The 21,206-nt window shown below is 74.1% G+C and carries 17 protein-coding genes, 2 tRNA genes and 1 pseudogene; 4 read left to right on the forward strand and 16 right to left on the reverse strand.

All coding sequences use genetic code 11. From position 1 onward, the window contains the following. Positions 1-61: 61 nt before the first annotated feature. The 5 genes from CSPHI_RS08170 to CSPHI_RS08190 form a co-directional block, all read right to left on the reverse strand. Positions 62-1,048, reverse strand: a complete 987-nt coding sequence (locus CSPHI_RS08170) for an acetamidase/formamidase family protein (RefSeq protein ID WP_084210321.1) — start codon at positions 1,046-1,048, stop codon at positions 62-64. A gap of 202 nt (positions 1,049-1,250) precedes the next feature. Then, a complete protein-coding gene (locus CSPHI_RS08175) occupies positions 1,251-2,111 on the reverse strand; it encodes a serine hydrolase domain-containing protein (protein WP_075692406.1) in 861 nt (286 codons plus the stop codon). A gap of 9 nt (positions 2,112-2,120) precedes the next feature. Continuing rightward, a complete protein-coding gene (locus CSPHI_RS08180; RefSeq protein ID WP_084210322.1) occupies positions 2,121-3,509 on the reverse strand; it encodes a dicarboxylate/amino acid:cation symporter in 1,389 nt (462 codons plus the stop codon). Between the two features lie 246 nt (positions 3,510-3,755). Continuing rightward, on the reverse strand, positions 3,756-4,562 hold the full coding sequence (locus CSPHI_RS08185) for a trimeric intracellular cation channel family protein (protein WP_075692408.1): 807 nt from the start codon (positions 4,560-4,562) through the stop codon (positions 3,756-3,758). A gap of 56 nt (positions 4,563-4,618) precedes the next feature. Next, complete coding sequence (locus CSPHI_RS08190; RefSeq protein WP_075692409.1) at positions 4,619-6,241, reverse strand: MFS transporter; 1,623 nt, start codon at positions 6,239-6,241, stop codon at positions 4,619-4,621. 149 nt (positions 6,242-6,390) lie between these two features. On the opposite strand from CSPHI_RS08190, the gene CSPHI_RS08195 reads away from it, so the two are divergent. After that, a tRNA-Ile gene (locus CSPHI_RS08195) sits at positions 6,391-6,464 on the forward strand. Between the two features lie 123 nt (positions 6,465-6,587). Here CSPHI_RS08195 and CSPHI_RS08200 read toward each other — a convergent pair. The 5 genes from CSPHI_RS08200 to CSPHI_RS08220 all read right to left on the reverse strand — a co-directional run bounded on the left by CSPHI_RS08200 (position 6,588) and on the right by CSPHI_RS08220 (position 12,623). Then, entirely contained in the window at positions 6,588-7,223 is a 636-nt protein-coding gene (locus CSPHI_RS08200) for a hypothetical protein (protein ID WP_157118513.1), read from the reverse strand. Next, entirely contained in the window at positions 7,220-7,552 is a 333-nt protein-coding gene (locus CSPHI_RS12055) for a hypothetical protein (protein WP_075692413.1), read from the reverse strand. The genes CSPHI_RS08200 and CSPHI_RS12055 overlap by 4 nt, the downstream gene beginning before the upstream one ends. 1,492 nt (positions 7,553-9,044) lie before the next feature. Then, entirely contained in the window at positions 9,045-11,987 is a 2,943-nt protein-coding gene (locus tag CSPHI_RS08210) for an AAA family ATPase (protein ID WP_075692414.1), read from the reverse strand. Between the two features lie 89 nt (positions 11,988-12,076). Further along, complete coding sequence (locus CSPHI_RS08215) at positions 12,077-12,352, reverse strand: hypothetical protein (RefSeq protein WP_075692416.1); 276 nt, start codon at positions 12,350-12,352, stop codon at positions 12,077-12,079. Between the two features lie 91 nt (positions 12,353-12,443). Continuing rightward, complete coding sequence (locus CSPHI_RS08220; RefSeq protein ID WP_084210324.1) at positions 12,444-12,623, reverse strand: helix-turn-helix transcriptional regulator; 180 nt, start codon at positions 12,621-12,623, stop codon at positions 12,444-12,446. A 167-nt stretch (positions 12,624-12,790) separates the two neighbouring features. On the opposite strand from CSPHI_RS08220, the gene CSPHI_RS08225 reads away from it, so the two are divergent. Next, complete coding sequence (locus tag CSPHI_RS08225) at positions 12,791-13,924, forward strand: tyrosine-type recombinase/integrase (RefSeq protein ID WP_075692420.1); 1,134 nt, start codon at positions 12,791-12,793, stop codon at positions 13,922-13,924. A gap of 81 nt (positions 13,925-14,005) precedes the next feature. Next, a tRNA-Met gene (locus CSPHI_RS08230) sits at positions 14,006-14,068 on the forward strand. Between the two features lie 253 nt (positions 14,069-14,321). Here CSPHI_RS08230 and CSPHI_RS08235 read toward each other — a convergent pair. From CSPHI_RS08235 to CSPHI_RS12175, 5 genes and pseudogenes are all read right to left on the reverse strand, one after another. Beyond that, positions 14,322-14,840, reverse strand: a complete 519-nt coding sequence (locus CSPHI_RS08235; protein ID WP_075692422.1) for a phage major capsid protein — start codon at positions 14,838-14,840, stop codon at positions 14,322-14,324. A 17-nt stretch (positions 14,841-14,857) separates the two neighbouring features. Further along, positions 14,858-15,424 (reverse strand): hypothetical protein, encoded by a 567-nt coding sequence (locus CSPHI_RS08240; RefSeq protein ID WP_075692424.1) that lies wholly within the window; start codon positions 15,422-15,424, stop codon positions 14,858-14,860. Positions 15,425-15,655: 231 nt separating this feature from the next. Beyond that, positions 15,656-16,219 (reverse strand): hypothetical protein, encoded by a 564-nt coding sequence (locus CSPHI_RS12475; protein ID WP_245803292.1) that lies wholly within the window; start codon positions 16,217-16,219, stop codon positions 15,656-15,658. 412 nt (positions 16,220-16,631) lie between these two features. Next, positions 16,632-17,181, reverse strand: a pseudogene (locus tag CSPHI_RS12170) (VG15 protein); the annotation flags it as partial. Positions 17,182-17,310: 129 nt separating this feature from the next. Beyond that, positions 17,311-18,126, reverse strand: coding sequence for a phage portal protein (locus tag CSPHI_RS12175; protein ID WP_075692432.1), 816 nt, complete (start codon positions 18,124-18,126; stop codon positions 17,311-17,313). A gap of 367 nt (positions 18,127-18,493) precedes the next feature. Here CSPHI_RS12175 and CSPHI_RS08265 point away from each other — a divergent pair, with 367 nt between their 5' ends. Continuing rightward, positions 18,494-19,552 carry a ribokinase gene (locus tag CSPHI_RS08265; protein WP_075692434.1) on the forward strand — a complete coding sequence of 353 codons (1,059 nt, stop codon included), beginning with the start codon at positions 18,494-18,496 and terminating at the stop codon, positions 19,550-19,552. Between the two features lie 39 nt (positions 19,553-19,591). On the opposite strand, the gene CSPHI_RS08270 is transcribed toward CSPHI_RS08265, so the two are convergent. Further along, positions 19,592-21,151 carry a flavin-containing monooxygenase gene (locus CSPHI_RS08270; protein WP_075692436.1) on the reverse strand — a complete coding sequence of 520 codons (1,560 nt, stop codon included), beginning with the start codon at positions 21,149-21,151 and terminating at the stop codon, positions 19,592-19,594. Between the last annotated feature and the right edge of the window lie 55 nt (positions 21,152-21,206).

Consider the following 21,206-nt stretch of genomic DNA (forward strand, 5'->3'; position numbering starts at 1 on the left):
GGCTCAACCGCCGCTGGAACCCCCCGAAGGTTCAAGCGGCGGTTGACCCGGCGGCGGGGGCTCAGCCGAGCACGGACTTGGGCAGCCGGTGCACGGTGACCGCGCCGACCGCGGTGAAGGGGTGCAGCGGGTCGGGCTCCCCGGAACCGGTGGGCCCGCCGAGCTCGGAATGCGCCAGGGCGCTCATCACCACGTAGGCGTCCTCCCGGGTGAAGCCCCGGTCGTCGACCAGGAAGTCGAACATGTCCTCGTAGCCGCGTTTGATGGACTCCTGCACCGGGTCGCCGATGCCGATGAAGCACCACTCCCCGGGGGTCTCCACCCGGGGCGCGCGCAGCGGCATGGACTTCACCACGTCCACGGAGACCACCGCCACGCCCTCGGCCTCGATGGCGACGAAGGAGGATTCGCCGCGGGCCATCACCGCGTGGATGTCGCCGATGCTCAGCAGCGCGCCCGGCACCAGCACCGGCAGGTAGACGGTGGCGCCCGGGGCGACGTCGGTGAGGTCCATGTTCCCGCCGGAGGCGAAGCTGGGCATGATGGTCGACCCGGTGCCGGTGGCGGGGGCGGTGCCGATGCAGCCGATCATGGGCCGCGGGGCGGTGTCGATGCGCTCGGTGAGCTGCACCCGCTCGCCCACCGGGATCCGCCGGGTGAAGGACCGCTCCCCCATCCGGTCGGCCAGCGCCCCGGCGCCCGGCAGGGACACCGACCAGCCGTGGTCCTTGAGGTGGATCTCGTGCACGGTGACCTGCAGCGCGTCCCCGGGTTCGGCGCCCTCGACGTAGAGCGGCCCGGTCACCGGGTTGATGGTGGCGGTGACCTTGTCCAGGCTGCCGCGCTCGTGCAGCTGCGCGTAGACGGCGTCATCGGTCTCGAAGCCGATCCGCTCGCCCCCGCCGGCGGCGACGGTGAGCGCCGGGGCGATGCCGGCGTCGAAGGAGGCCTGGCCGAGGCTCTTCGGCAGGAGATGGTCGATGCGCGCCCCGGCGGGCACGTACCCGGGCCGGGCGGGGGTGCGGTTCTGGTCGTCGGTGCCGGTCATGGCGGTTTCTGCTCCTTTCGGGGGCGGATGCCGCGGGGATGGCCGCGTTCACCCTCCCAGGGTAGCCATCACCGGGCCCACCGGCCGCTGAGCAGGGCGGACGCCGATCCGATCACGGCCGGGGGCCGGCCGGCATACCGGTCCGGGACCCCCGGCCCGGGGTGGGCCGCACCGCCCGGTGGCGGGCCCGGCGGCGGGCCGGCTACCCGGCCTCCCCCAGGGCCGCCCAGAGCCGGTCGTTCCACTCGGTCCAGCGGGGCTTCGCCCAGTCCCCGAAGGGCCGGTCGGTGAGCACCACGCAGGCCCGGCCGGTGGGGGCGTGCAGCCACAGGAAGGTGCCGGCCTGGCCGAAGTGCCCGGCGACGTCCGCGGGCATCGAGGCGCCGAACCACAGGCCCCGCCGGGATTTCGGCCGGCCGTGGATCTGGAAGCCCAGCCCCCAGTCCGCCGGGCGCTGCGGACCGTAGCCGGGCACCACCCCGTCCAGGCCGGGGAATTGCACGGTGAGCGCCTCGGCGACGGTGCCCGGGTGCAGCAGCGCCGGGTCCAGGATCTCGTCGGCGAAGTTCATCAGGCCCGCGGCGGTGGCCTCCCCGCCGTGCCCGGCGGAGCCGTGCAGCGCCGCCCCGGCCATGCCCAGGGGGGCGAAGGTTGCCTCCCGCAGGTAGTGCGGGAAGGCCATCCCGGTCTCCGCGGCGACCGCATCGGCGAGAATGTCGAATCCGGCGGAGGAGTAGATCCGGCGCTCCCCGGGGGCGCGCTCGGGCTCCCGGGAGGCGAAGCCCACCCCGGAGGCGTGCGCCAGCAGATGCCGCACCGTCGCCCCGGGCGGCCCGCAGGCCCCGTCCAGGTCGAAGACGCCCTCCTCCACGGCGATGAGGAAGGCGTGCGCGCTGAGCAGCTTGGTGACGCTGGCCAGGCCGTAGCGCCGATCCGGGTCGCCGTGCACCGCCCACTCCCCGCCGGGGCCGCGCACCGCGGCGACGACGTGGTCGGCGGGCCAGCCGTCGACCTCGGCGAGGACGTCGGCGGGATCGGCGGGCGGGTGCGGCTGCTGGATCATGGACCCAGGCTAGCCCGCGGCCCCCGGGGCCGGCGCCGGGGCGTCGGCGTCCAGATCGGCGCCCGCCCCGGCCGCCCAGCGCTCCTCGTCGAGGATCCCGGCCCGCCGGGCCACCACCGCGGCGACCAGGGCCTGCCCGGTGACGTTGACCGCGGTGCGGCCCATGTCCACCACCGGCTCCACCGCCAGCAGCAGCCCCACCCCGGCCAGCGGCAGGCCCAGGGTGGACAGGGTCAGGGTGAGCATCACGGTGGCCCCGGTGGTGCCGGCGGTGGCCGCCGAGCCCAGCACGGAGACCACCACGATGAGCAGGTAGTGATGCGGGGCGAGATCCACCCCGTAGAACCCGGCGACGAAGATCGCGGCCACCGCCGGGTACACCGCGGCGCACCCGTCCATCTTGGTGGTCGCCCCCAGCGGCACCGCGAAGGAGGCGTAGGCCGGCGGCACCCCCAGGCGGCGCTCCGCCACCCGCTGGGTCACCGGCATGACGCCCATGGAGGAGCGGGTGACGAAGCCCAGGGAGGTCACCGGCCACACCCGCCGGTAGAACCCGATGACGTCGAGGCCGGTGCCGCGCAGCACCAGGGGGTAGACGACCGCGAGGACGATGGCCAGGCCGAGGTAGACGGCGAGGATGAACCAGCCCAGCGATCCCATGGCGGACCAGCCGTAGGCGGCGACGGCCCGGCCGATGAGGGCGGCGGTGCCCACCGGGGCGAGCCGGATCACCCACCACAGGGCCTTCTGGATGATCGCCAGCAGGGAGGCCATGACGGCGAGGAAGGGTTCCGCGGCGGGGCCGACGCGCACCGCGGCGACCCCGAGGGCGATGGCGATGACGAGCAGCTGCAGCACCTGGAAGCGGGGTTCCGCGCCGTCCCCGCCGAGGCGGACGCCGAGGCCGAGGATGTTGTCGGGCACCACCGAGGCGAGGAAGGCCCACCAGCTGCCCACCCCCTCCGGGGCGGCCGCGGCGGTCCGGGGCACCCCGGTGCGCACCCCGGGATCGATCAGCGCGCCGACGCCGATCCCGACGAGCACGCTGGCCAGGGCGGTCGCGGCGAACCAGAGCAGGGTCGACGCGGCGAGCCGGGCGGCGTCGGCGACCTGGCGCAGCTGCGCCACCGAGGTCACCACCGCGGTGACCACCAGGGGCGGCACGAGGAGCATGAGGAGCTTGACGTAGGCGTCGCCGACGCCGTCGAGGACGGCGCCGAGGCCGGCCGCGGCGGCGCCGCCGCGGCGGGCGAGCAGGCCCAGGGCCAGGCCGATGAGCAGGCCGAGGAGCACCTGGACGCCGAAGGAGGGCATCCGGGGCCGCCGGGGCCGGCGTCCGGGGGCGGGGCTGTCGGGGTGGTCCGCCGGGGTGCGGCGGTTCGGGGGCTGGTTCGCCATGGGGGTGTCCTTCGCTGCGGGCGCGGCGGCCGTGCGCCGGCTCGCCGGGTGGGCGCTCGCCGGGGCGTGGGCCGCGGACGCGATGTCGATGGGGTGCGGCGCCGGGGCGGGGCCGCGGCGCGCGGGATCGGCCGGATGGTCCCGGCCCGGGTCAGGCGGCGGAGTGCATGCGGCACTGGTCCAGCCAGAGCCGCCGGGTGAGCAACATCGACATGGCCCCAGGGTAAATCCTGTTTTCGGGCCGGGTCAAGACCCGCCGGCCCCCGGCCCCTCCGGGCCGCCGTCCCCCGGTCCCGGCGCGGGGTCGACGATGCCGGAGCCGCCGGCCTGGGCGCGGCGCCAGCGGCGGCGCTCCCGGAGGGTGCCGTCGCGCTCCCGGCGGGCGAGCAGCCCGGCGAGCTGCTGGCGGGTCATCGTGATCGGGGCGACCTCCGGGCTGCCCGGCAGCACCCAGTTGCGGTGCCCGGCGAGGATCGCCAGCCCCGCCCCCGAACAGGTCGCCACGATCATGCCCACGGTGGGTAGATCGAGGAGGTAGAAGCCGACCAGCACCGAGGCGCCGAGCAGCGCCGGGGTGGCGTAGATGGTGTTGCCGCCGAAGATCGCGGGCACATTGCCCACGGCGATGTCCCGGATCATGCCGCCGCCGACGGCGGTGAGCATCCCGCACAGGATGGCGGTGGGCCAGGGCATGCCGTGCACCATCGCCTTCATCGCGCCGGTGACCGACCACACCCCGAGGATGATGGCGTCGCCGTAGCGGAAGAACAGGTCCCACACCCGGCCCTCGAAATGCGCGATCCAGGCGATCAGCCCGCCAAGCAGCGCGAAGCCCATGTACGCCGGTTCGGCGAAGGCCGCCGGGGTGCCCTTCTGCATGAAGGTGTCCCGCAGCAGCCCCCCGCCGAGGGCGGAGAACAGCGCTAGGAAGGAGAAGCCGACGAGGTCGAAGCGCCGCTGCCGGGCGATGGTCCCGCCGATGGCGCCGTTGATGACGACGCCGGTCAGATCCAGGATTCGGTAGACCGCGTCGACGGTGGGATCCACAACCATGGCCCAATTCAATCCCGCGGCCGCCCGGGCGGGCAACACGCCCCGCCGCCCGGGCGCTACCCCCGGTCCCGCGCCACCCGGCGCACCCGCAGCGCGCCGACCAGGCCGACCACCAGCGCCGCGGCCGCGGCGAAGAGCGTCGCCCGGGTGGCCTCCGCGAAGGCCCGGGTGAGCGGATCCAGCAGCGCCGGGTCCGCGCCCGCGGCGCGCATCCCCACCAGCGCCTGGCCCGCGGAGGAGCGCACCGCGGCGGCGGCCTCGGCGGCGGCGCCGGTGAAGCCGGCGGTGCTGCGGGCCAGGGCCGCCGACAGCACCGCGCCGGCCAGGGCCGCGCCCATCGCGGAGCCGACCTGGCGCACCGTGGACTGGGTGGCCGAGGCCTGGCCCGAGTACTCCACGGGGACGTCGGCGAGCACCAGGGAGGTCAGCTGCGCCGAGGCCAGGCCCAGGCCCACCCCGTAGATGACGAGGGCCAGGATCACCAGCCACAGCTGCTGGCCGGCGCGCTCCTCGGCGGCGAGCTGGAACGCACCGAAGACCTCCAGGGCCAGCCCCAGCACCACGGTACCGGCGGCCCCGATGCGCGCGGCGAGATGCCGTGCCGCCGCACCGGAGGCGAAGGCCCCGGCGGCCATCGCGGCGAGCACCAGCCCGGTGCCGATGGTGGACAGCCCCACTGCGGAGACGAGGAAGAGCGGCAGCGTGAACACCAGCGCGAACTGCCCGATGGCCACGGTGCAGGCGGTGAGGTTGCCCCAGGTGAAGGTGGGTTCGCGGAACATGGACAGCTCCAGCAGCGGGGCGGCGCCGCGGTCGCTGCGGCGACGCTCCACCACCACGAAGGCGGCGAGGGCGGCGAGCCCGGCGAGGAGCGCCACCGGGGCGGCGGAGGGCCAGCCCTCCGGCCAGGTCAGGCCGGCGATGCGCAGCGGGGCGAGCTGCCGCCACCAGCCCAGGGTGGGGCCCTCGATGATGCCGAAGACGAGCAACCCGAACCCGACCGCGGAGAGCGCGAACCCGGCCGGGTCGGCGGAGTCGTCCGCGACCGCGTCGCGCGGCGCCCGGGTCTCCGGCACCATGGCGAGCGCGCCGACCACCAGCAGCACCGCCAGGGGCACGTTCACCCAGAAGATCCAGCGCCAGCCGGCCCATTCGGTGAGGGCACCGCCGATGAGCGGGCCCACCGCGGCCGCACCGGACATCACCGCGCCCCAGACCCCGAAGGCGGCGGCGCGGTCCCGGCCCCGGAACACCGCGTTGACCGTGGACAGGGTGGCCGGCAGGATGCACGCCCCGCCGAGGCCCTGCACCACCCGGGCGCCGATGAGCATCCCGCTCCCCCCGGCCAGCCCGGCCAGGGCGGAGCCGGCGGCGAAGACCACGAGGCCGAGCAGGAACACCCGGCGCCGGCCCACCCGGTCGCCGATCCGGCCGGCGGTGAGCAGCAGGGCCGCGAAGACCACCGAATACAGGCTGGTCACCCACTGGGCCCCGGTGAGATCCAGGCCCAGGTCGGCGATGATCGCGGGAAGGGACACGCCCACCACGGTGCCGTCGAGGATGATCAGCGCCAGCCCGAGGGCCAGCACGGCCAGGGCCCACCAGCGGTGCGCCGGGGCCGGTGGCCCATCGGCGGACGTGGTGGACCGGGGTGCGGGATCCTGCGGAGAAACGGTCATGAAACCAAGTATCCGGGCTTCATCCGGGTGGCGGATCAACCATTCGGTTGATTTCCGGCCGTTCCCCCGGCCCCACCGGCCCCGTAGGGGCGACACCGGCGGGCGCGCGCCCCGGGATGCCCGCCGCCTTGCTATCTTCATCCGGGTACGCCCCCATAGCTCAGTCGGTTAGAGCCGCGGACTCATAATCCGCTGGTCGCAGGTTCGAGCCCTGCTGGGGGCACGCAGGTCAGAGGCGGTTTTTGGGCAGATCACCTGGGTCGGAGGACCCGCACCTGACACAAAACTGACACAAAAGCCCCCGCCGGGCGTGCTGCCCGGCGGGGGTTTACGGTCACGATTCAGTCTACTCCCGCACCGGCCCTTCCTCCCCCGCCACCTGCCGGAGCGGCCGGAGATCGACCGTCGCCGGGCGCTCCTCGCCCACTACCTGCCGCGGCGGGCGGAACCGGGTCGCCGGCTCCACCGGCTCGCCGCCGGTGGTCCACCGCAGCGGGGGCGCGCCGGTGGCGGCGGGGTCGCTCTCCGCCCGGAACCGCACCCCCGCGGGGGAGGCCCCGGCCGCCTGCGCCTGCCACCACCCGGCACCGGAAGGCAGGCCACCACCGGCGGTGTCGCCGGTCCACCCGGCGTCGTCCCAGGCCCGGCTGATGGCCACGGCGGCGTCGGCGTCCGCAGCGGCCGCCGCCGCGGCCGCCGCCTCCAGCACGTCCGCGGCGTGGTGGAGCTGGCGGGCTGCCGCCGCGTAGACGGCCTTGTGCCGGTCCATCAGCGGCGCGTGTACGTCGATCAGCGGGCGGTAGCCGGGGGCCGGCTTGCCCGACCGGGTGCCCTGGCTGGCCTGCCGTACGAGCTCGGCGTGCAGCGCGTCGCTGTCGCCGATGAACGCGGCGATCGCGTCGGCCTGGCGGCGCAGGGACTCAATCACCGCGCGCGCCTTCGCCTGGTCGACCTGCATCTCACCACCGCCGCCGCCGCTCATGCCGCGCCCCCCGCCAGGTTGGCCGGCTCCGCGATGGTCACGCCGCCGGCGCGGTGGTCGTCCCGGCGGCCGTGGCCGTCGTAGAGGGACGGCAGGTCCTCGCCCAGGGGCACCAGGACCAAGCCACTCTGCGGGACGCCGTAGACCAGGGCCTCCCCGCCGCCGCCGCGGAGCGCGCCGCGGTAGCTGCCGGCGGCGGTGACCCGCCCGCGGGCGACGCGGACGGCGGTGGTGCCGGGGGGCAGGGCCGCGACGGCGAACGGGGCATCGGGGCGGGCGTGGGCGCCGAGGGCCTGGAGCACCGCGAGCGGGTCGTAGTCAGGCGGCATCAGGCTATGGAAGCGGGGGTACAGTGCAAGCAACATAGGAGCAGTATAACCCGGCGCTGACGCCGCAGTCAAGGCTCCTACCAGCTAAAACGATGGCTTAGCATAGTCCGTGCTGACGCGCTACCCACGCGCTACGCGAGGGGGTACCGAGGCCGCTATCCACCGCTACGCGACGGTGCTACGTGACCCGGTACCCACCGCCACCGCCCCGGTACCGCCACCACCGCACCCCCGGCCGCCGGGCCGCCCCGCGGCCCACCCCGCCACCACGCCGCCACGGCGGCTGGGTACCCCAGATCGGGGTACCCTCGGGCCCCAGACCCCGGTTTTCGGGGGTCCGGGGCCCGGCCGGCGCGAGGCCGCGGGGAGGCGGCCGGGCGGTACTGACGGCGGTACGAGCGGTGCTACAGGGCCTGGCACGTGGCCTGCTACGGCGGGCGCTACGCGGCGCGATCCACGCCTCGGAGGCCACGGTGTCAGCAACGGGCCCGGACGCCCCGCGGCCGGGGGACGATGAACATCCAGGCCAGGCCCGGGCCGGGGCGCGTTTCCCCAGGTCACCGGGCCACCCCCGCCACCGGGCGGGACTGGCCGGCGGCCGGCGGCTCGCATCGGTCCTGGTCACCACGGGTTTCGGCCGGCGCCGCGGCCCCCACGGCCGGCGACCCGGCGGCCGTGGGGGTCGGCTGACGCTGCCCCGGCGGGGCATCTCCGCAGGTCACGGCTCCCGCGAGGCGGTGGCCCGTCCCCGGCTGCTGACGCGGTGGGCAGTGCCCCCGCCGCCCGCCGCCCCGTCCCCCAGGTGGCCCGGTGGCCGGCAGCCGGGCGGCTGGGGCGGTGGGGATGGCGGTGCGGCAGGGGGGCAGGCCCCCGCAGGGGCGCGTTTTTGGCCCCTGGGCGGCCCGTAGAGGCGCCGGGGCGGTGGGCCCGGTGGTGGGCAGCGGGGAGGGGTGGTGCGGGCGTCTACGGCGCGTGTAGCGCGTGGTCGCGCGGCGGTGGCCGGCAAGAAGAAAAATCCACCACCCGGGTCGGCTACCTCCCTTCGCGCGCGCGCATAATGCGCGTGCCCGGGCGTACGCGGGCGTGCGGGCCCGAAGCCCGGGGGCGGCGGTGGCCGGCTCACGCGCGCGCGTGCGCGTTCGCGAGGCGGCGGCCGGCGGGGGTCGAGGCGGCGGTGGTGGTTTCGCTTTCCCGCGGCGCTTTCCCGGCCGGAGCGGTGGCCCGGGGGGGGCTTCGCCTACCCCCCGGGAGCCGCCGGAGAAGCCCCTTCACTATTAGTAAAAATGCAGGTCATGGCGTGTTTTTCGTTTTCCCGCGACCCCCGGGAAAGTGGCCGTTTTCCCGCGACCCCCGGGAAAGCGGAAAACCGCAGGTCAGGGGGCGTTTTTGACCTCCGCTTTCCCAGGAGGCCCCGGGAAAGCGGAAAACCGCAGGTCAGAGGGTGTTTTTGGGCGATGCCCCCACGGCTCGGATTCCCCGGCCGTGGGGGCGGTCAGGCGGCGGTCAGCTGCTTGCGCGGACCGTCCCGCCGCTGGACCACCAGCCCGGCCTCGATGGCCTCCTCGATGGCCGCGGTGACCCGGGCCCGCGACCACGTGGCCGGCGCGTCGTCCGCCTCGGCGGCGGCGTTGAGCCGGGCCAGCACGGCGGCGGCCGCCTTGGTCTTGGCCACCCCCGACCCGTCCCCGTCCAACGCCGCAATCTCGCGGGCCACGGTCCGCGCATCCTCCGCGGCCTGGGACGCCTGGCGGCGCTCGGCGGCCGCGGCCGCGGTGGCGGCGGGGATGAACTCTCCCGCCAGGGACGGGGCGCCGGCGGGGGCGAGGGGGGCGCCAGCTTCACGCAGCAGCCAGGTGCCGGCGTGGCGCGGGTCTCCGGGGGCCGTGAGCTGGGAGGTGAGCGCCGCGTACCGATCCTTGGCGATGGAGATGTGCGCGGCCAGCATCGTCGCACCGTCGCGGGGCTCGGTGGGGCGCATCACCAAGACCGCGTGCGCGGCGTCGGACTTGGCGGTCGACCCGCGGGGCCTATCCACCGCCTCGTGGCCGACGTGGTCGGCGATGACGACGCAGGCCCGCTCCGCCAGGGGCCCGAACGTCTGCATGCCGGCGGTCACCGCGGTGTCGCTGTTGGAGTCCTCCCCGGCGGCCGACAGCAGCTGGGTCATGCTGTCGACCACCACCACGTACGCGCCGTCCGTGGCGGTGGCTTCCTCCAGGGCCCAGGCGGCGAGGCGGCGTACCGCCTCCAGGGGCGTCACTCCCTGGCGGCGGGCTTCCTCGTGCGCGCTGACGAGTCGTACGCGCCCCTGGAGCAGATCCTCGCGGGCGCCGCCGAGCCGGACGTAGCGGGACGCCAGAGCGGCGGGGGTGTTGGCGTCCAGGTCCAGGTAGAGGCCGGCGCCGGCGCCGGCGAGCAGGTCCAAGCACGCCCAGGTCTTTCCAGCGGTGGGTGGGCCGACCAGCAGGTGCAGGGCCTGGGGGTACCACATGTCGCGCAGCAGGCGCACCGGCGTGTCGGCGTCGGCGAGCCACTGGTCCAGGGTGTCGGCGTCGGGCACCGGCGGCTCGGCGGCGGCGGCGTCGATGGGGGTGGCGGCGGCGGCGCGCGCGATGGCCACGCGCAGGGACCTGGCGGTCTCGTAGAGCAGACCACGGCCGTGGGCCGCGAGCAGGTCACCCGCCCCGGCGTCGCCGTGGGCGGCGACGAGGTGGGCCCAGGCGGCGTCCAGGGCGGCGGGGGGGATGCCCACCGCCGCGTCCATCGTGGCGGGGGCGCCGCCGGCGGTGGTGGTGGCGGGGAGGCCGGTCCCGGCGGGCAGCGACCACGACCCATCGGCGGACGGCACCAGGTCGACGATGGGTCGGCCGTCGTCGCCGTGCCCCACGACCCGAACCGCGCGGTCATCGGGGACGCGCTCATAGGCGTCGTCCTCGGCGGCGCAGTAGCGGGACCACCCCTCAGGCACCGGGGCCTCGGCGTCCCACACCACCGCCAGGGGACCGGCGGTGGCCCACACGGTGCGGGAGGGCGGCCGCGCGGGTTCGATGCCGGTCAGAGCCGTGATGGCCTCGCTGACCGACGTCCCGTGGATCGTCGCGTAGGCGCCCGCCTTCGAGTACGACCCCTCGGGGAGGTCCGGGTCGTCGGTGGACCAGACGTGCAGGCGGCCGTCCGCATACTCGCAAGCGCTGCGGGGTGACGACCCGCCGGGGCGGCGCCAGATGACGGCGCCGTCCGCCCCGGTCCCGGAGACCTCCCAGTGGATCTCGCGCAGGATGTCGCCCCAGTCGATGCCCTCCAGCGCGTCTTCCGCCGCGGGGGACAACCCGGTGCCGGTGCCACCCGCCCCGGCCCCGCCGACGACCCGGGCCGCGGAGTTCTCCTTGCGGCGTGCGTTTTCGGCGACGAGGGCGGGCAGCAGCCAGTCCTCGGCGGGGTGGTCCTCGCCGGTGAGGCGGTAGCGGCCTTCGGCGCGGCGGGACGGGGGGATGAGGACGTAGCGCTGGCGGATCATGACCGTGAAGCTGCCGACGCCGTCAACCGTGATGGTCATGCTGGAGGGGAAATCCGCGAACCGGAACCCCTGCCAGCGGGCCTGCATCTCCGGGGAATCGGCGGGGTCCGGGGGCAGATGCAGCACCGGCTCCGGGCCCACCCGGCCGCCCTCCCGCCACGCCCGCGCGGCCGCCTCATGCTCGCGGCGCGCCGCCCGGCAGTCCGCCTCCCACCCCCGGCGGGCATCGAGGTCATCGCCGCCGGTGGCGCCGGGCAGGGTGAAGTACCAGTGCCCGCCGCCGTGGTGGGCGGGGCGGCCGTCGGCGCCGGTGGTGCCGGGGGTGCTGATGGTCGGCGACGGGTAGGACCGCCACCCCATCAGCGGGTGGACGGCCTCGGCCCACCGGGGCCGGCCCTGGTCGTCCACGCCGGCGTGGCGCTCGGCCCAGGCGTGCCAGGCGGCGACCTCGGCGGGGGTGTCGGCGTCGACGACGATCACCGGCGACCGTCCCACCGCAATTGCCAAGTTCGGCAGCACGCCGCGGTCGTCGAAATACCGCTTGACCAGGGTTTTTACCCGCGCCGGGTTGGAGGAGGCGAGGTACACCCCGCCGGGGGCCTCCCCCGGGGTCACCGTCCTCGGCAGGTGCGGGTGATCGCAGCCGTGGACCTCCCGGTAGGCGTCGACGGCGGCGGCCAGCTCCGCGGCGTCCCGGGTGCGCATCGCCGGGGTGCGGGTATCGGCCGGCAGCTTGCCCTGGTGGTCGATGGGCAGCAGCGCCACCCCGTGACGGCACAACTCGCTGATGTAGCTGTCGTAGCCGGCGCGCTGGGAATCGGGGTCGGTGGGGGTGGTTCCGGTGGGGTCGGATTCGGGGTCGAGGATGCGGGTCGGGGCTGCGCCGAGCAGCGCCATCACCCACGAGAGGCCGAGCATGTGGTATCCTTTTCTTCGAGAGTCTGAGTAGGTGTAATGCCTGCTGTTGGGGCCCCCGCCGCGACCACGGTGGGGGCCCCTTTTTCGCGCTAGGCGGCCTCGCGGCGGCGGCGGGCCACCGCGGCCACCGCGCGGGCGCCGGGCAGGCGGCCGGGCCGGCGGCGGCCGGCGGTGAGGCCCAGCGGCGTGGCGGCGTCGTAGGCGGCCTGGTAGTCGGCCACCGCACTGCGCAGGTCGTTCAGGGCAGTGGCCACCGCCTCGGGGCCGGCGTCGAGGCGGGCTACGAGCCCGGCGACGACCTGCGCGGCCTGCACCTCGGGGGTCGGGGTTTCGGGGTCGGTGTGGTCGGGGTTCCAGTCGGTCATGATGTAGTGCTCCTAGGGGGGGGTTGGGGGTACCGTCGCACGTCCGTGCGACGGATGCTTTTTGGGGGTGTTTAGCGGGGGTGCTGGGGGGCTAGGCCACCCCCTCCCGCTGCGCGTCCAGCCACGCTTCGACGTCGGCGCGGCGGTACAGCCTCGCGCGGCCCACGCGGGTCACGCGCGGGCCGCGGCCGGTGGTGTAGAGCCGCGTCCAGGTCCACACGGAGGTGCCAGGGATCATCTCGCACAAGTCTTCCGGGGTGAGCAGGTCCATCATCGAGCTCCTAGTGCTAGGGGGAGGGGGCTGATGACATCTTAACGCCGCGCCCCCACTTGCCACTACCAGCATAAATGGTTTTTACCGACCGCCTGTTCCCACCTGGGGTTTCCTCGTCCCCCGACCAGCAGAGAGTAGCGGAATCTACGTGCTATCCTGGCCGCATGGCGACGACGGAGCGATACCAGACACAGCAGGGGGTGCGGTGGCGCGCCCGGTGGCGCACAGCGGCCGGCGGATCGCGTAGCAGGTCGGGGTTCAAGACGAAGGGCGAGGCCACCCGGTTCCTGGCGTCTGTAGAGGTGTCCAAGGCGCAAGGCGGCGAGGTCGATACCCAGGCCGCGCGCCGCCCCCTGCGGGAGTACTACGCCGGCTGGCTCGCGGGGGTTAGAGCTACCGCCGCCCCGTCCACCGCGGCGCGTTACGAGGGCCTGTGGCGCAGCCACGTCGCCGGGGCCTGGGCTGACCGCCAGGTGGGGTCGATCAAGGTGGGGGAGATCCAGAAATGGGTGGCCGACCTCGCCTCACGCCGCAGCGCCTCGACCTGCCGCCAGGCGCTCCAGGTTCTCCGGGGCAGCCTCGACGCCGCGGAGGCGGACGCGGCGGTGGCCCGCAACCCCGCCCGCGGCCGACTCCGGGTACCCGCGCAGCCCGACACCGCCGCCGAGCGGGTCTTCCTCACCGGCGCACAAGCGCGCCGGCTCATCGAGGCCACACGCGGCGAGGGCCAAAAAGCACTGGTCATGACCCTTTTAGGGACGGGACTGCGGTTCGGAGAAGCCGCCGCACTGCGACCTTGCGACCGGGTGGGGCCAGGCCGGTGGCGGGTGGCCCGCGCGGTGACGGTCATCAGCGGCCGCGCCGCGGGGTTCGGGCCCACCAAAGGCCGTTCGGCCCGGACTATCGCGGCGCCGCCGGCGGTGGACGCGGCGATGATGGCGCAGGCGCGCCGCAGGGGGCTGGAGATGGACTCGGACGACTTGCTGTGGGTGACCCCCCGTACGGGCGCTCCCCTGGTGGCCCCCAGCACCCGGGAGGGAGCGCATTCCTGGCTTGCCGCGGCGGTGGACAGGTGCCAGGAGGCAGACTCGACGTATCCCCGCCCGCGGGTCCACGATCTCCGGCATACCTACGCCAGCCTGGCTATCGCCGGGGGCGCGTCGGTGGTGACGGTGGCCTCCCAGCTCGGGCACTCATCCCCCGCAGTGACTCTCTCCGTCTACAGCCACGCCTTTTCGGCCGATCTGGACGCCGCCGCGGGGGTCGTCGGGGAGGCCCTGGATCTGACACGGATCTAACACGTGCGAGTGCTAGATAGCGCTAGATAGTCGGACGAATGTACGTGCTAACTACCTGGCTATACCCGGTTTTACCACCCCGCCCCAGGGTATACCAGCGGACTCATAATCCGCTGGTCGCAGGTTCGAGCCCTGCTGGGGGCACCGGAGACCCGCTCTAGACAGCGGGTTTTCCCATGTCCGGTCCCGGACCGCGGCACCCGGCTCGGCGGGATAACCGCACCGCCATCAAACACCCCGCAGCCTCATCTGCCCGGACGTCCTGACCCCTCCGGACCCCACCGCTGGCGGGGTCCGCGGTCCGCCTCCGAGGTTCCGGACCCCGAGCAGCGCACACCGCGAGGATGTGGCGGCACCGTGGTCATCGCCCCCCTCGACATCGTCACCGTGAGTCCGCTCACTGGGTCCGGTATCCCGCGGATCCCCCGGGGCCGGCGGCGAGGTCCTTGGCGGTGCCGCGGGCGACGACGTTGCCGGCGGCGATCGCCGAGGGCACCACCGCCTCCGGCCAGGACGCCGGCCGGTCGGTGCCGAACAGCGCGGCCTCATCGACCTTCGTGCCGATGGCCTCCACCAGCAGCGGCTGGATCTCCTGCCACAGCGGGATGCCGGAGTCGGCGACCAGCGCGTCGGGGATCGGCACGATGACCGCCAGCTCCTCGGCGGTCATGGTCACCCCCTTCCAGGCGGCGTCGGTGGTCTGCTTCATCCCGGTGTCGCCCTGCACCCAGTAGGCCTCCGGCAGGGAGGCCAGCACCGGCTGCTTGGTCTTCGCCGCGGACATCGGCACCCGCCGGGCCCGGGACAGCACCGTGGAGGTGCCCGGGGCCTGCTGGAGAATATCGTTGATGACCTGGTCGGGCAGCAGCGCATCGCTTACCTGCGCGCGTCCCACCAGCTTGTCGTAACCCGGCATGGCGGGTCTCCTTTCGGTCAGCGGCCGCGCAGCGTCGCGCGCAGCCAATCAGATTCCGCCGGCGGGGATCCGCCGGCGTTTTCCCCCGGCACCACCGGGGCGTAGGGCACCGCGGCGGCCAGCGCCTCGGCGACCGCCTGCTCCACCAGGGACTTCACCGCCGTGGCGTGCTCGGCGAGCTCCTCGGGGCAGTCGCCGCGCAGCACCTCGGCGGTGATGCCGGATTCGGCGGCGACCTTGTCGCGCGCCGCCGACAGCGCCAGAGCGTGGTTCTCCGCCTCCAGGGCGGCGATGCGCTCCGCGGCGCGTTCGGCCTCGGACTTGCCCGCCTCCTCGGCCGCACGCGCGGCCTCGGCCAGCGGCCGAAGCTCCCGGGCCTCCACCCGGTAGCGGGCGGCCTCCCGGCGCGCCGCGGCCAACGCGGCGCGCAGGTCCTCCGCCGACAACTCCTCGCCCGCCTCCGCCGCGCCGGCACCGGTGTCCCGGTCCTGCGGCGCATCGGGGGTGGTGGTCGTATCGCCGGCCTCCGGGGCCGGCCGCCCCGCCGCGCCCTCGGCGCCGGGGCCCATCGTGGTGTCCGCCATCGCGGCTCCTCCTGGGAGAATCGTCGGGACATGACAAAACCCCGCCGACCCCGGAAAAACCACCGGGCCCGGCCGCGAGGACGCGACCACAGGCCCGGGCCCCGGGGCGCGGGGCCGGCGGGAGGCCGGGGAATCGAACCCACCATCAGCTCACGGCCCCCTACCGGGCCGGACGCCTCCCATGGAAAAACCCGGCACGACCACAGGTCATGCCGGGCCAGATGCGCGCGGTCAGCTCTGCTGACCGCCCTGCCGTTCGAGCAGCTTGCGCAACGCCGGAACCGTACGATGCATCGTCATATACTCATCGGTTTCCGCATTCCGCTGATCCACCTCATCGAGGATCTCGGCGGGGACGACGATATCATGATCCGCCGCGAACATCAGCGCCTCATCAACGCCCTCCCAGGGCTCGCCGTAACGTCCGGCGTTATGTATCCAGTACCGCGTCTCATCGCTATCGGGGATTTTCGGCCAGATCATGCACACGATCTTGGCGGCTAAATCATCCAAACAATACATTCGCCGTAGGATATGGACATCAGTATCACTCAAAGGGGTGAGATGTACAAAACCACCTCTATCGTCGGCCACGCGGATCAACCTCCAGCATCTCTGGATCATATGGACAGCGTTCGCGACGCCCATCGATAGAATTGGAAACCACCCCATCACCACAGGCTGGATAACCATGCCGAACCATCGGATTCCCATCTCTGCCGGGATAATACGCCGCATCCACGATAACCCGCTTGTTTTTCTTGGTGACGACTCTTCGAAGTGTTCTGCGGTCACCTCGACGGTCCGACCAGTGGGGCCGGTCGAGGGTCTCCTGGACGGCGTTCAGGATATCATCGTCGGTCCACTGCGGCGGGAATTCCGTCTTCCCGAGCCGACCGGTGCCGAACCGGTGGCCCCCTTGCCGCGGGTTGTCGGGTTCGCCGTCGAGGATGTGCCGCCGGGCCCAGGAGTCCAGCAGCGGGCGCGGATCGTCGGAGGGCACCTTCATCCGCAGGCGGTGCGTGGTGTTGGTGGGGCGGGTCTCGTGGACGAACCTCCGCCATCGCTTCCACTTGCCCGGAAGCGACCGGCCCTGCTCATCCCGGGTGGCGATCTCCCAGTCCTCCCGGAGATCCAGGAGGTCCTGCGGGAGGTCGAGGTCGGAGTACACCTCGATGGCGATGCAGTCGCAGTTGTCGTGGTAGCGCATCCCCTCCGGACGCCTGGACCGGCGCCGTCCCTCGGCATCCCGGCCCACCTTCACCGCGGTCTTCCGGGTGTAGACCGCGCCCCGGGAGGCAAGCATCAGGCAGAAGGCGCATGCCCGCGCCCCCCGGCAGCCGGGCGTAGCGGGTGCCCGCGGCCACCGTGTTGTCCCACACCGTCTCCCGGCCGCGTTGGCGCACCAGCCGGCCCAGCGGCCCGGCCAGCAGCCGCGCCAGGGCCATCAGGTCATCCTCGGAGGTCTCGCGGAACGCCCACACGAACGAGCCGCGCACCTGCTCGATGGGGATCGACTTCGCAACGCGCACCGCCGGCAGGACATCGAGCTGCCCGGCCGCCTCGCGGAACTTCTCCAGCGCGCGCATCGCCGAGTCCGCCGACAGCTGGCCGTACTTGTCCACCAGCGCCTGGTAGACCTCCGCGAACCGCTCCTTCGGCAGATCCGGATTGTCCCTGGCGATCCGCAGCAGCTCCCGGGTGGCCAGGGCGGCGATCTCCTGCTGCCGCTCCCGGTCGGTATCCCACGGGCCCATGTGGGCTCACCTCCTTCCTTACGGCGCATGCGCGGGCACCGGGGCCGCGGCCCCGGTGCGGGGTCATATCGGGATCGGGGCCGCCTCACCCGGGGTGGCTCAGCCGGCCGGCACCGCCCGGCCGGGGCCCTAGCCCAGATCCACGCGGCCGGCCAGGGCATCTGCCTCCGGGTCGGGGGCCGCCGCGCCGGTGGCCAACTCGGCCAGGGTGGCCTGGGCGCCGGCACGGGTCGCCACCGCCGACAGGCGCGTGATGGTGGCCTCGTCGTAGCCGAGCAGCTCCCAGGTCACCTCCGACATCGCCGGCAGCACCCCCGCCGACACCAGCGCCATCACCGACTGGGCGTTGGCGGCCTTGGTCGGCGTCGCCGGATCCCGCCACTGCACCCGCAACCGCGGCGCCGGCGCCCCGGCGCCATCGCGGACCTTGCGGGCCAGGCCCATCACCCGCGCCCACGCCGCCCCGTAGATGCGCTGGGCGCGCTCGGTGACGGTGATCAGATCGGCCTCCGCCGCCCGGATCGCATCCGCCGACGACGGGTTGTCGTGCACGATGCCCAGATAGTTCAGCGGAATCGAGGTCTCCCCGGAAAACAGCGACGCCACCGCGCGCAGCTGCTCGATATGCGGCTGCGGCGAGGACGCGGTGAACTGGCCCAGCTGCGGGAGGCCGCCCTCGGTGTCCCGGCCCAGGGCCAGGAAGCGGTTCAGGTAGGTGCGGAAGGTATCGGCGAAGTCGTCGCCGTCCACCCCCAGGGCGTAGCGCTGCGGGAAGGAGAAGAACTCCGCGGTGCCCTCCATGCGCAGCACCGTCCGCGCCGCCGAGTCGGTCAGGTCCATCACCGTGCCGGTGATCCGGGACATGCCGAACTCGCGCTCCAGGTGCGGGCGGTGCACCAGCATCTCCATCGGCACCCGGCCCAGCCGGGGCGGGTTGCGGTGCACCGACCAGCCCTCCCGGCCGACCCCGTGCCACGGTGGGGACCGTGCCGCGGCCAGGTCGCGTCCCGGAGCTCCGAACGCTGTCGGAGATCGCCCCGGCCCGCCCGGAGGGAGCACCCCGGGGCCACCGCCGGGCGGCGGCCCCGGACCCCTCGGGAGTGATCCGCGCACCGGGGCACCCGCCGCCCGGGACGCCGCCGAACCCCCGGGGACACGCGCCCGTCGGCGCTGCCCGGCGGTGGGCTCAGCGAATCCGGCGGCCCCCGTTCGGAACCCACCCAAGGGGGTTTCCCACAATCCCGGACGCGGGGATGCCCGTCCGGCCCACACCCGGGCGCGGCACCGGCGGTGCCGTGGCATGGTGGGGATCATGCTCTCCCCCGCCACGCCCGCACCCCAGCCCGCCCCCGCCGCCCCGGACGTCGATTCCCGCCATCCCCGGGTGCTCGTCTGCGGGTCCATCCACCTCGACACCATCGTGCAGGTGGAGGAGTACCCGCGGCCGGGTACCTCGGTCATCACCAGCCCGGGCACCAAGGCGCTCGGCGGCAAGGGGGCGAACCAGGCGGTGGCCTCCGCGCTGGCCGGGGCCCGCACCCGGCTGGCCGCGACGGTGGGCGAGGATCCGGCGGCGGACACCCTGCTCGCCGAGCTCGCCGCCACCGGCGTGGACACCCAGGCGGTGCAGACCACCTGGGATCGGCCCACCGGCACCTCCTACATCGCCACCGACGCCGACGGGGATCCGATGATCTTCGTCACCTCCGGGGCGAACCGGCTCACCGACCCGGCCGATCACGCCGACGACATCGCGGTGGCGGACATCGTGCTCGCCCAGGGGGAGCTGCCCCCGGCGGCGACGGAGACCCTGGGCATGCTGGCGAACATGCACCGCACCCGGCTGGTGCTCAACCTGGCCCCGGTGACCGTGGTCACCCCGAATCTCATCGACGCCGCGGATCCGCTGGTGGTCAACGAGTCCGAGGCGTGGGAGGTGCTGCGCGGCCTGGGCGTGGAGACCGGGATCGCGCGCAGCGATCTGGCCGGGATCGTCGCCGCGCTGCTGCACTACTGCCCCTCGGTGGTGATCACCATGTCCGAGCTGGGCGCGGTGTACGCCACCGCCGAGCTCGCCGGGGGCGACGGGGTGGCCTGGCATCAGCCGGCGGTGACGGTGCCGGCGGAGCAGACCGTGGACACCACCGGCGCCGGCGACGCCTTCGTCGGGGTGCTCGCCGCGGAGCTGGCCCGGGGCCGGGATCTCGCGGCGGCGGTGGCCCTGGGCTGCGTCGCCGGCGCGGAGGCGGTGAAGTCCATCGGCGCGACCTCCTCCTACGCCGACGAGGCCACGCTGCGCCGGCTGCTGGACTCCGGCGCGCTGCCGGGGCGGGGGCCCCTGGCGCAGTGGCGCCGGCCGACCCGGCGCTGACCCGGCGGCCGGATCGGCGGCGGGGCGCGGCGCGGGCGGTTACCGGGTCGCGTACGCGCCCGGGTCGAAGCGCCGGGTCAGGCCCCGGAACTTCACCGTGGAGAAGGGCCACACCGCCGGGGCGTTGCCCTGGTCGTCGAGGTACCAGGAGTTGCAGCCGGCGACCCAGGCGGTCTTCGGCAGCCGGGCGCGCAGCTCGGCGTTGTAGCCCTCCTGCGCCTCGGCGGTGACGTCGGCGACCGCGGCGCCGCGGCGGCGCCGCCAGCGCAGCTTGCGCACCACGTAGTTCACCTGGCCCTCGATCATGAGCAGCATGGAGGAGTGGCCGAGCCCGGTGGCCGGGCCGAACATCACGTTCATGTTGGGGAAGCCGTGCACCGTGGTGCCCTTGTAGGCGGCCATCCCGTCCCGGCGCCAGGTCTCCGCCAGGGAGATCCCCTCGACGCCGTGGATGAGCTCGAAGGCCGGGGAGTCGGTGACGTTGAAGCCGGTGCACACGATGAGCACGTCGATCTCGCGCTCCACCCCGTCGCGGTCCACGATGGAATGCGCCCGCACCTCGTCGATCCCGGCGGTGACCAGGTCCACGTGCTCCCGGGCGATCGCCGGGTAGTACGTGTTCGAGATGAGCATCCGCTTGCAGCCCAGCCGGTAGTCGGGGGTGAGCTTGGCGCGGGTGTCCTTGTCCCGCACCTGCGCCCGCAGCATCGCCAGGGAGACCATCTTCACCGGGTCCAGGGCCCATTCCGCGGTGGTGGTCAGCCCGGGCACCTGCAGCTCCCGGAAGAACCAGTCCTGGGCCCGGACCACCCGGCGCAGGCCCGGCACCTTCGCCAGCAGCCCGCGCTCGACCCCGGTGTAGGGCCGGTCGAAGCGGGGGATCACGTAGGGGGGCGTGCGCTGGTAGACGTCCAGGGAGGCCACCTGGTCGACGATGGCCGGGATCACCTGGATCGCGGAGGCGCCGGTGCCGATCACGGCGACCCGCTTGCCGGCGAGGCTCACCGAGTGGTCCCAGCGGGCGGAGTGGAAGATCTCCCCGGCGAAGTCGCCGATGCCGGGGATGTCCGGCATCCGCGGCTCGCACAGGGCGCCGACGCCGAGGATGAGCTCCCCGGCCCGCCAGCGGATGGTCCGCCCCTCCGGATCGGGCACCACGTTGCCGTCGTCGAGGACGCGCACCCCGCGGGTGCTGACCTCCCACACCGCCTCGGCGTCGTTCCAGGTGGCGTCGGTCATCTCGGTGCGGAAGGAGATGTGCGGGTGCACCCCGTCGGCCACGGCCGCGGAGAGCTGGTAGCTGTGGATCTCCGGCTGGGTGGCGAAGCTGCGGGACCAGTCGAAGTCCTGCCGGTGGGACAGGGAGTACAGGTGGCTGGGCACGTCGCAGGCCGCACCCGGGTAGGAGTTGTCCCGCCAGGTGCCGCCGACGCTGTCGGAGCGCTCGATGATGGTGAAGTCGTCGATGCCGGCGCGCATCAGCGCGGCGCCGGCGATGAGCCCGGAGAAGCCCGCGCCGATGACGAGGACCTCGCGTTCGCGGGTCTCGTCGACGGCCGGGTGGGCGGTGGCCGCGGAGGTGGTGGCTGCAGTTGTCATGGGGCGGACGTTAGCAGCGGGAACCTAACCACGGAGCGGTTTTCGCCGTCCCCGA

Source organism: Corynebacterium sphenisci DSM 44792 (genome assembly GCF_001941505.1).
GTDB lineage: Bacteria > Actinomycetota > Actinomycetes > Mycobacteriales > Mycobacteriaceae > Corynebacterium > Corynebacterium sphenisci.

What these genes read in the sequence shown, in the direction of transcription:
- CSPHI_RS08170 (WP_084210321.1), bottom strand. Translation starts at nt 1,048, where the DNA reads ATGACCGGCACCGACGACCAGAACCGCACCCCCGCCCGGCCCGGGTAC.
- CSPHI_RS08175 (WP_075692406.1), bottom strand. Translation starts at nt 2,111, where the DNA reads ATGATCCAGCAGCCGCACCCGCCCGCCGATCCCGCCGACGTCCTCGCC.
- CSPHI_RS08180 (WP_084210322.1), bottom strand. Translation starts at nt 3,509, where the DNA reads ATGGCGAACCAGCCCCCGAACCGCCGCACCCCGGCGGACCACCCCGAC.
- CSPHI_RS08185 (WP_075692408.1), bottom strand. Translation starts at nt 4,562, where the DNA reads ATGGTTGTGGATCCCACCGTCGACGCGGTCTACCGAATCCTGGATCTG.
- CSPHI_RS08190 (WP_075692409.1), bottom strand. Translation starts at nt 6,241, where the DNA reads ATGACCGTTTCTCCGCAGGATCCCGCACCCCGGTCCACCACGTCCGCC.
- CSPHI_RS08200 (WP_157118513.1), bottom strand. Translation starts at nt 7,223, where the DNA reads ATGAGCGGCGGCGGCGGTGGTGAGATGCAGGTCGACCAGGCGAAGGCG.
- CSPHI_RS12055 (WP_075692413.1), bottom strand. Translation starts at nt 7,552, where the DNA reads ATGCCGCCTGACTACGACCCGCTCGCGGTGCTCCAGGCCCTCGGCGCC.
- CSPHI_RS08210 (WP_075692414.1), bottom strand. Translation starts at nt 11,987, where the DNA reads ATGCTCGGCCTCTCGTGGGTGATGGCGCTGCTCGGCGCAGCCCCGACC.
- CSPHI_RS08215 (WP_075692416.1), bottom strand. Translation starts at nt 12,352, where the DNA reads ATGACCGACTGGAACCCCGACCACACCGACCCCGAAACCCCGACCCCC.
- CSPHI_RS08220 (WP_084210324.1), bottom strand. Translation starts at nt 12,623, where the DNA reads ATGGACCTGCTCACCCCGGAAGACTTGTGCGAGATGATCCCTGGCACC.
- CSPHI_RS08225 (WP_075692420.1), top strand. Translation starts at nt 12,791, where the DNA reads ATGGCGACGACGGAGCGATACCAGACACAGCAGGGGGTGCGGTGGCGC.
- CSPHI_RS08235 (WP_075692422.1), bottom strand. Translation starts at nt 14,840, where the DNA reads ATGCCGGGTTACGACAAGCTGGTGGGACGCGCGCAGGTAAGCGATGCG.
- CSPHI_RS08240 (WP_075692424.1), bottom strand. Translation starts at nt 15,424, where the DNA reads ATGGCGGACACCACGATGGGCCCCGGCGCCGAGGGCGCGGCGGGGCGG.
- CSPHI_RS08265 (WP_075692434.1), top strand. Translation starts at nt 18,494, where the DNA reads ATGCTCTCCCCCGCCACGCCCGCACCCCAGCCCGCCCCCGCCGCCCCG.
- CSPHI_RS08270 (WP_075692436.1), bottom strand. Translation starts at nt 21,151, where the DNA reads ATGACAACTGCAGCCACCACCTCCGCGGCCACCGCCCACCCGGCCGTC.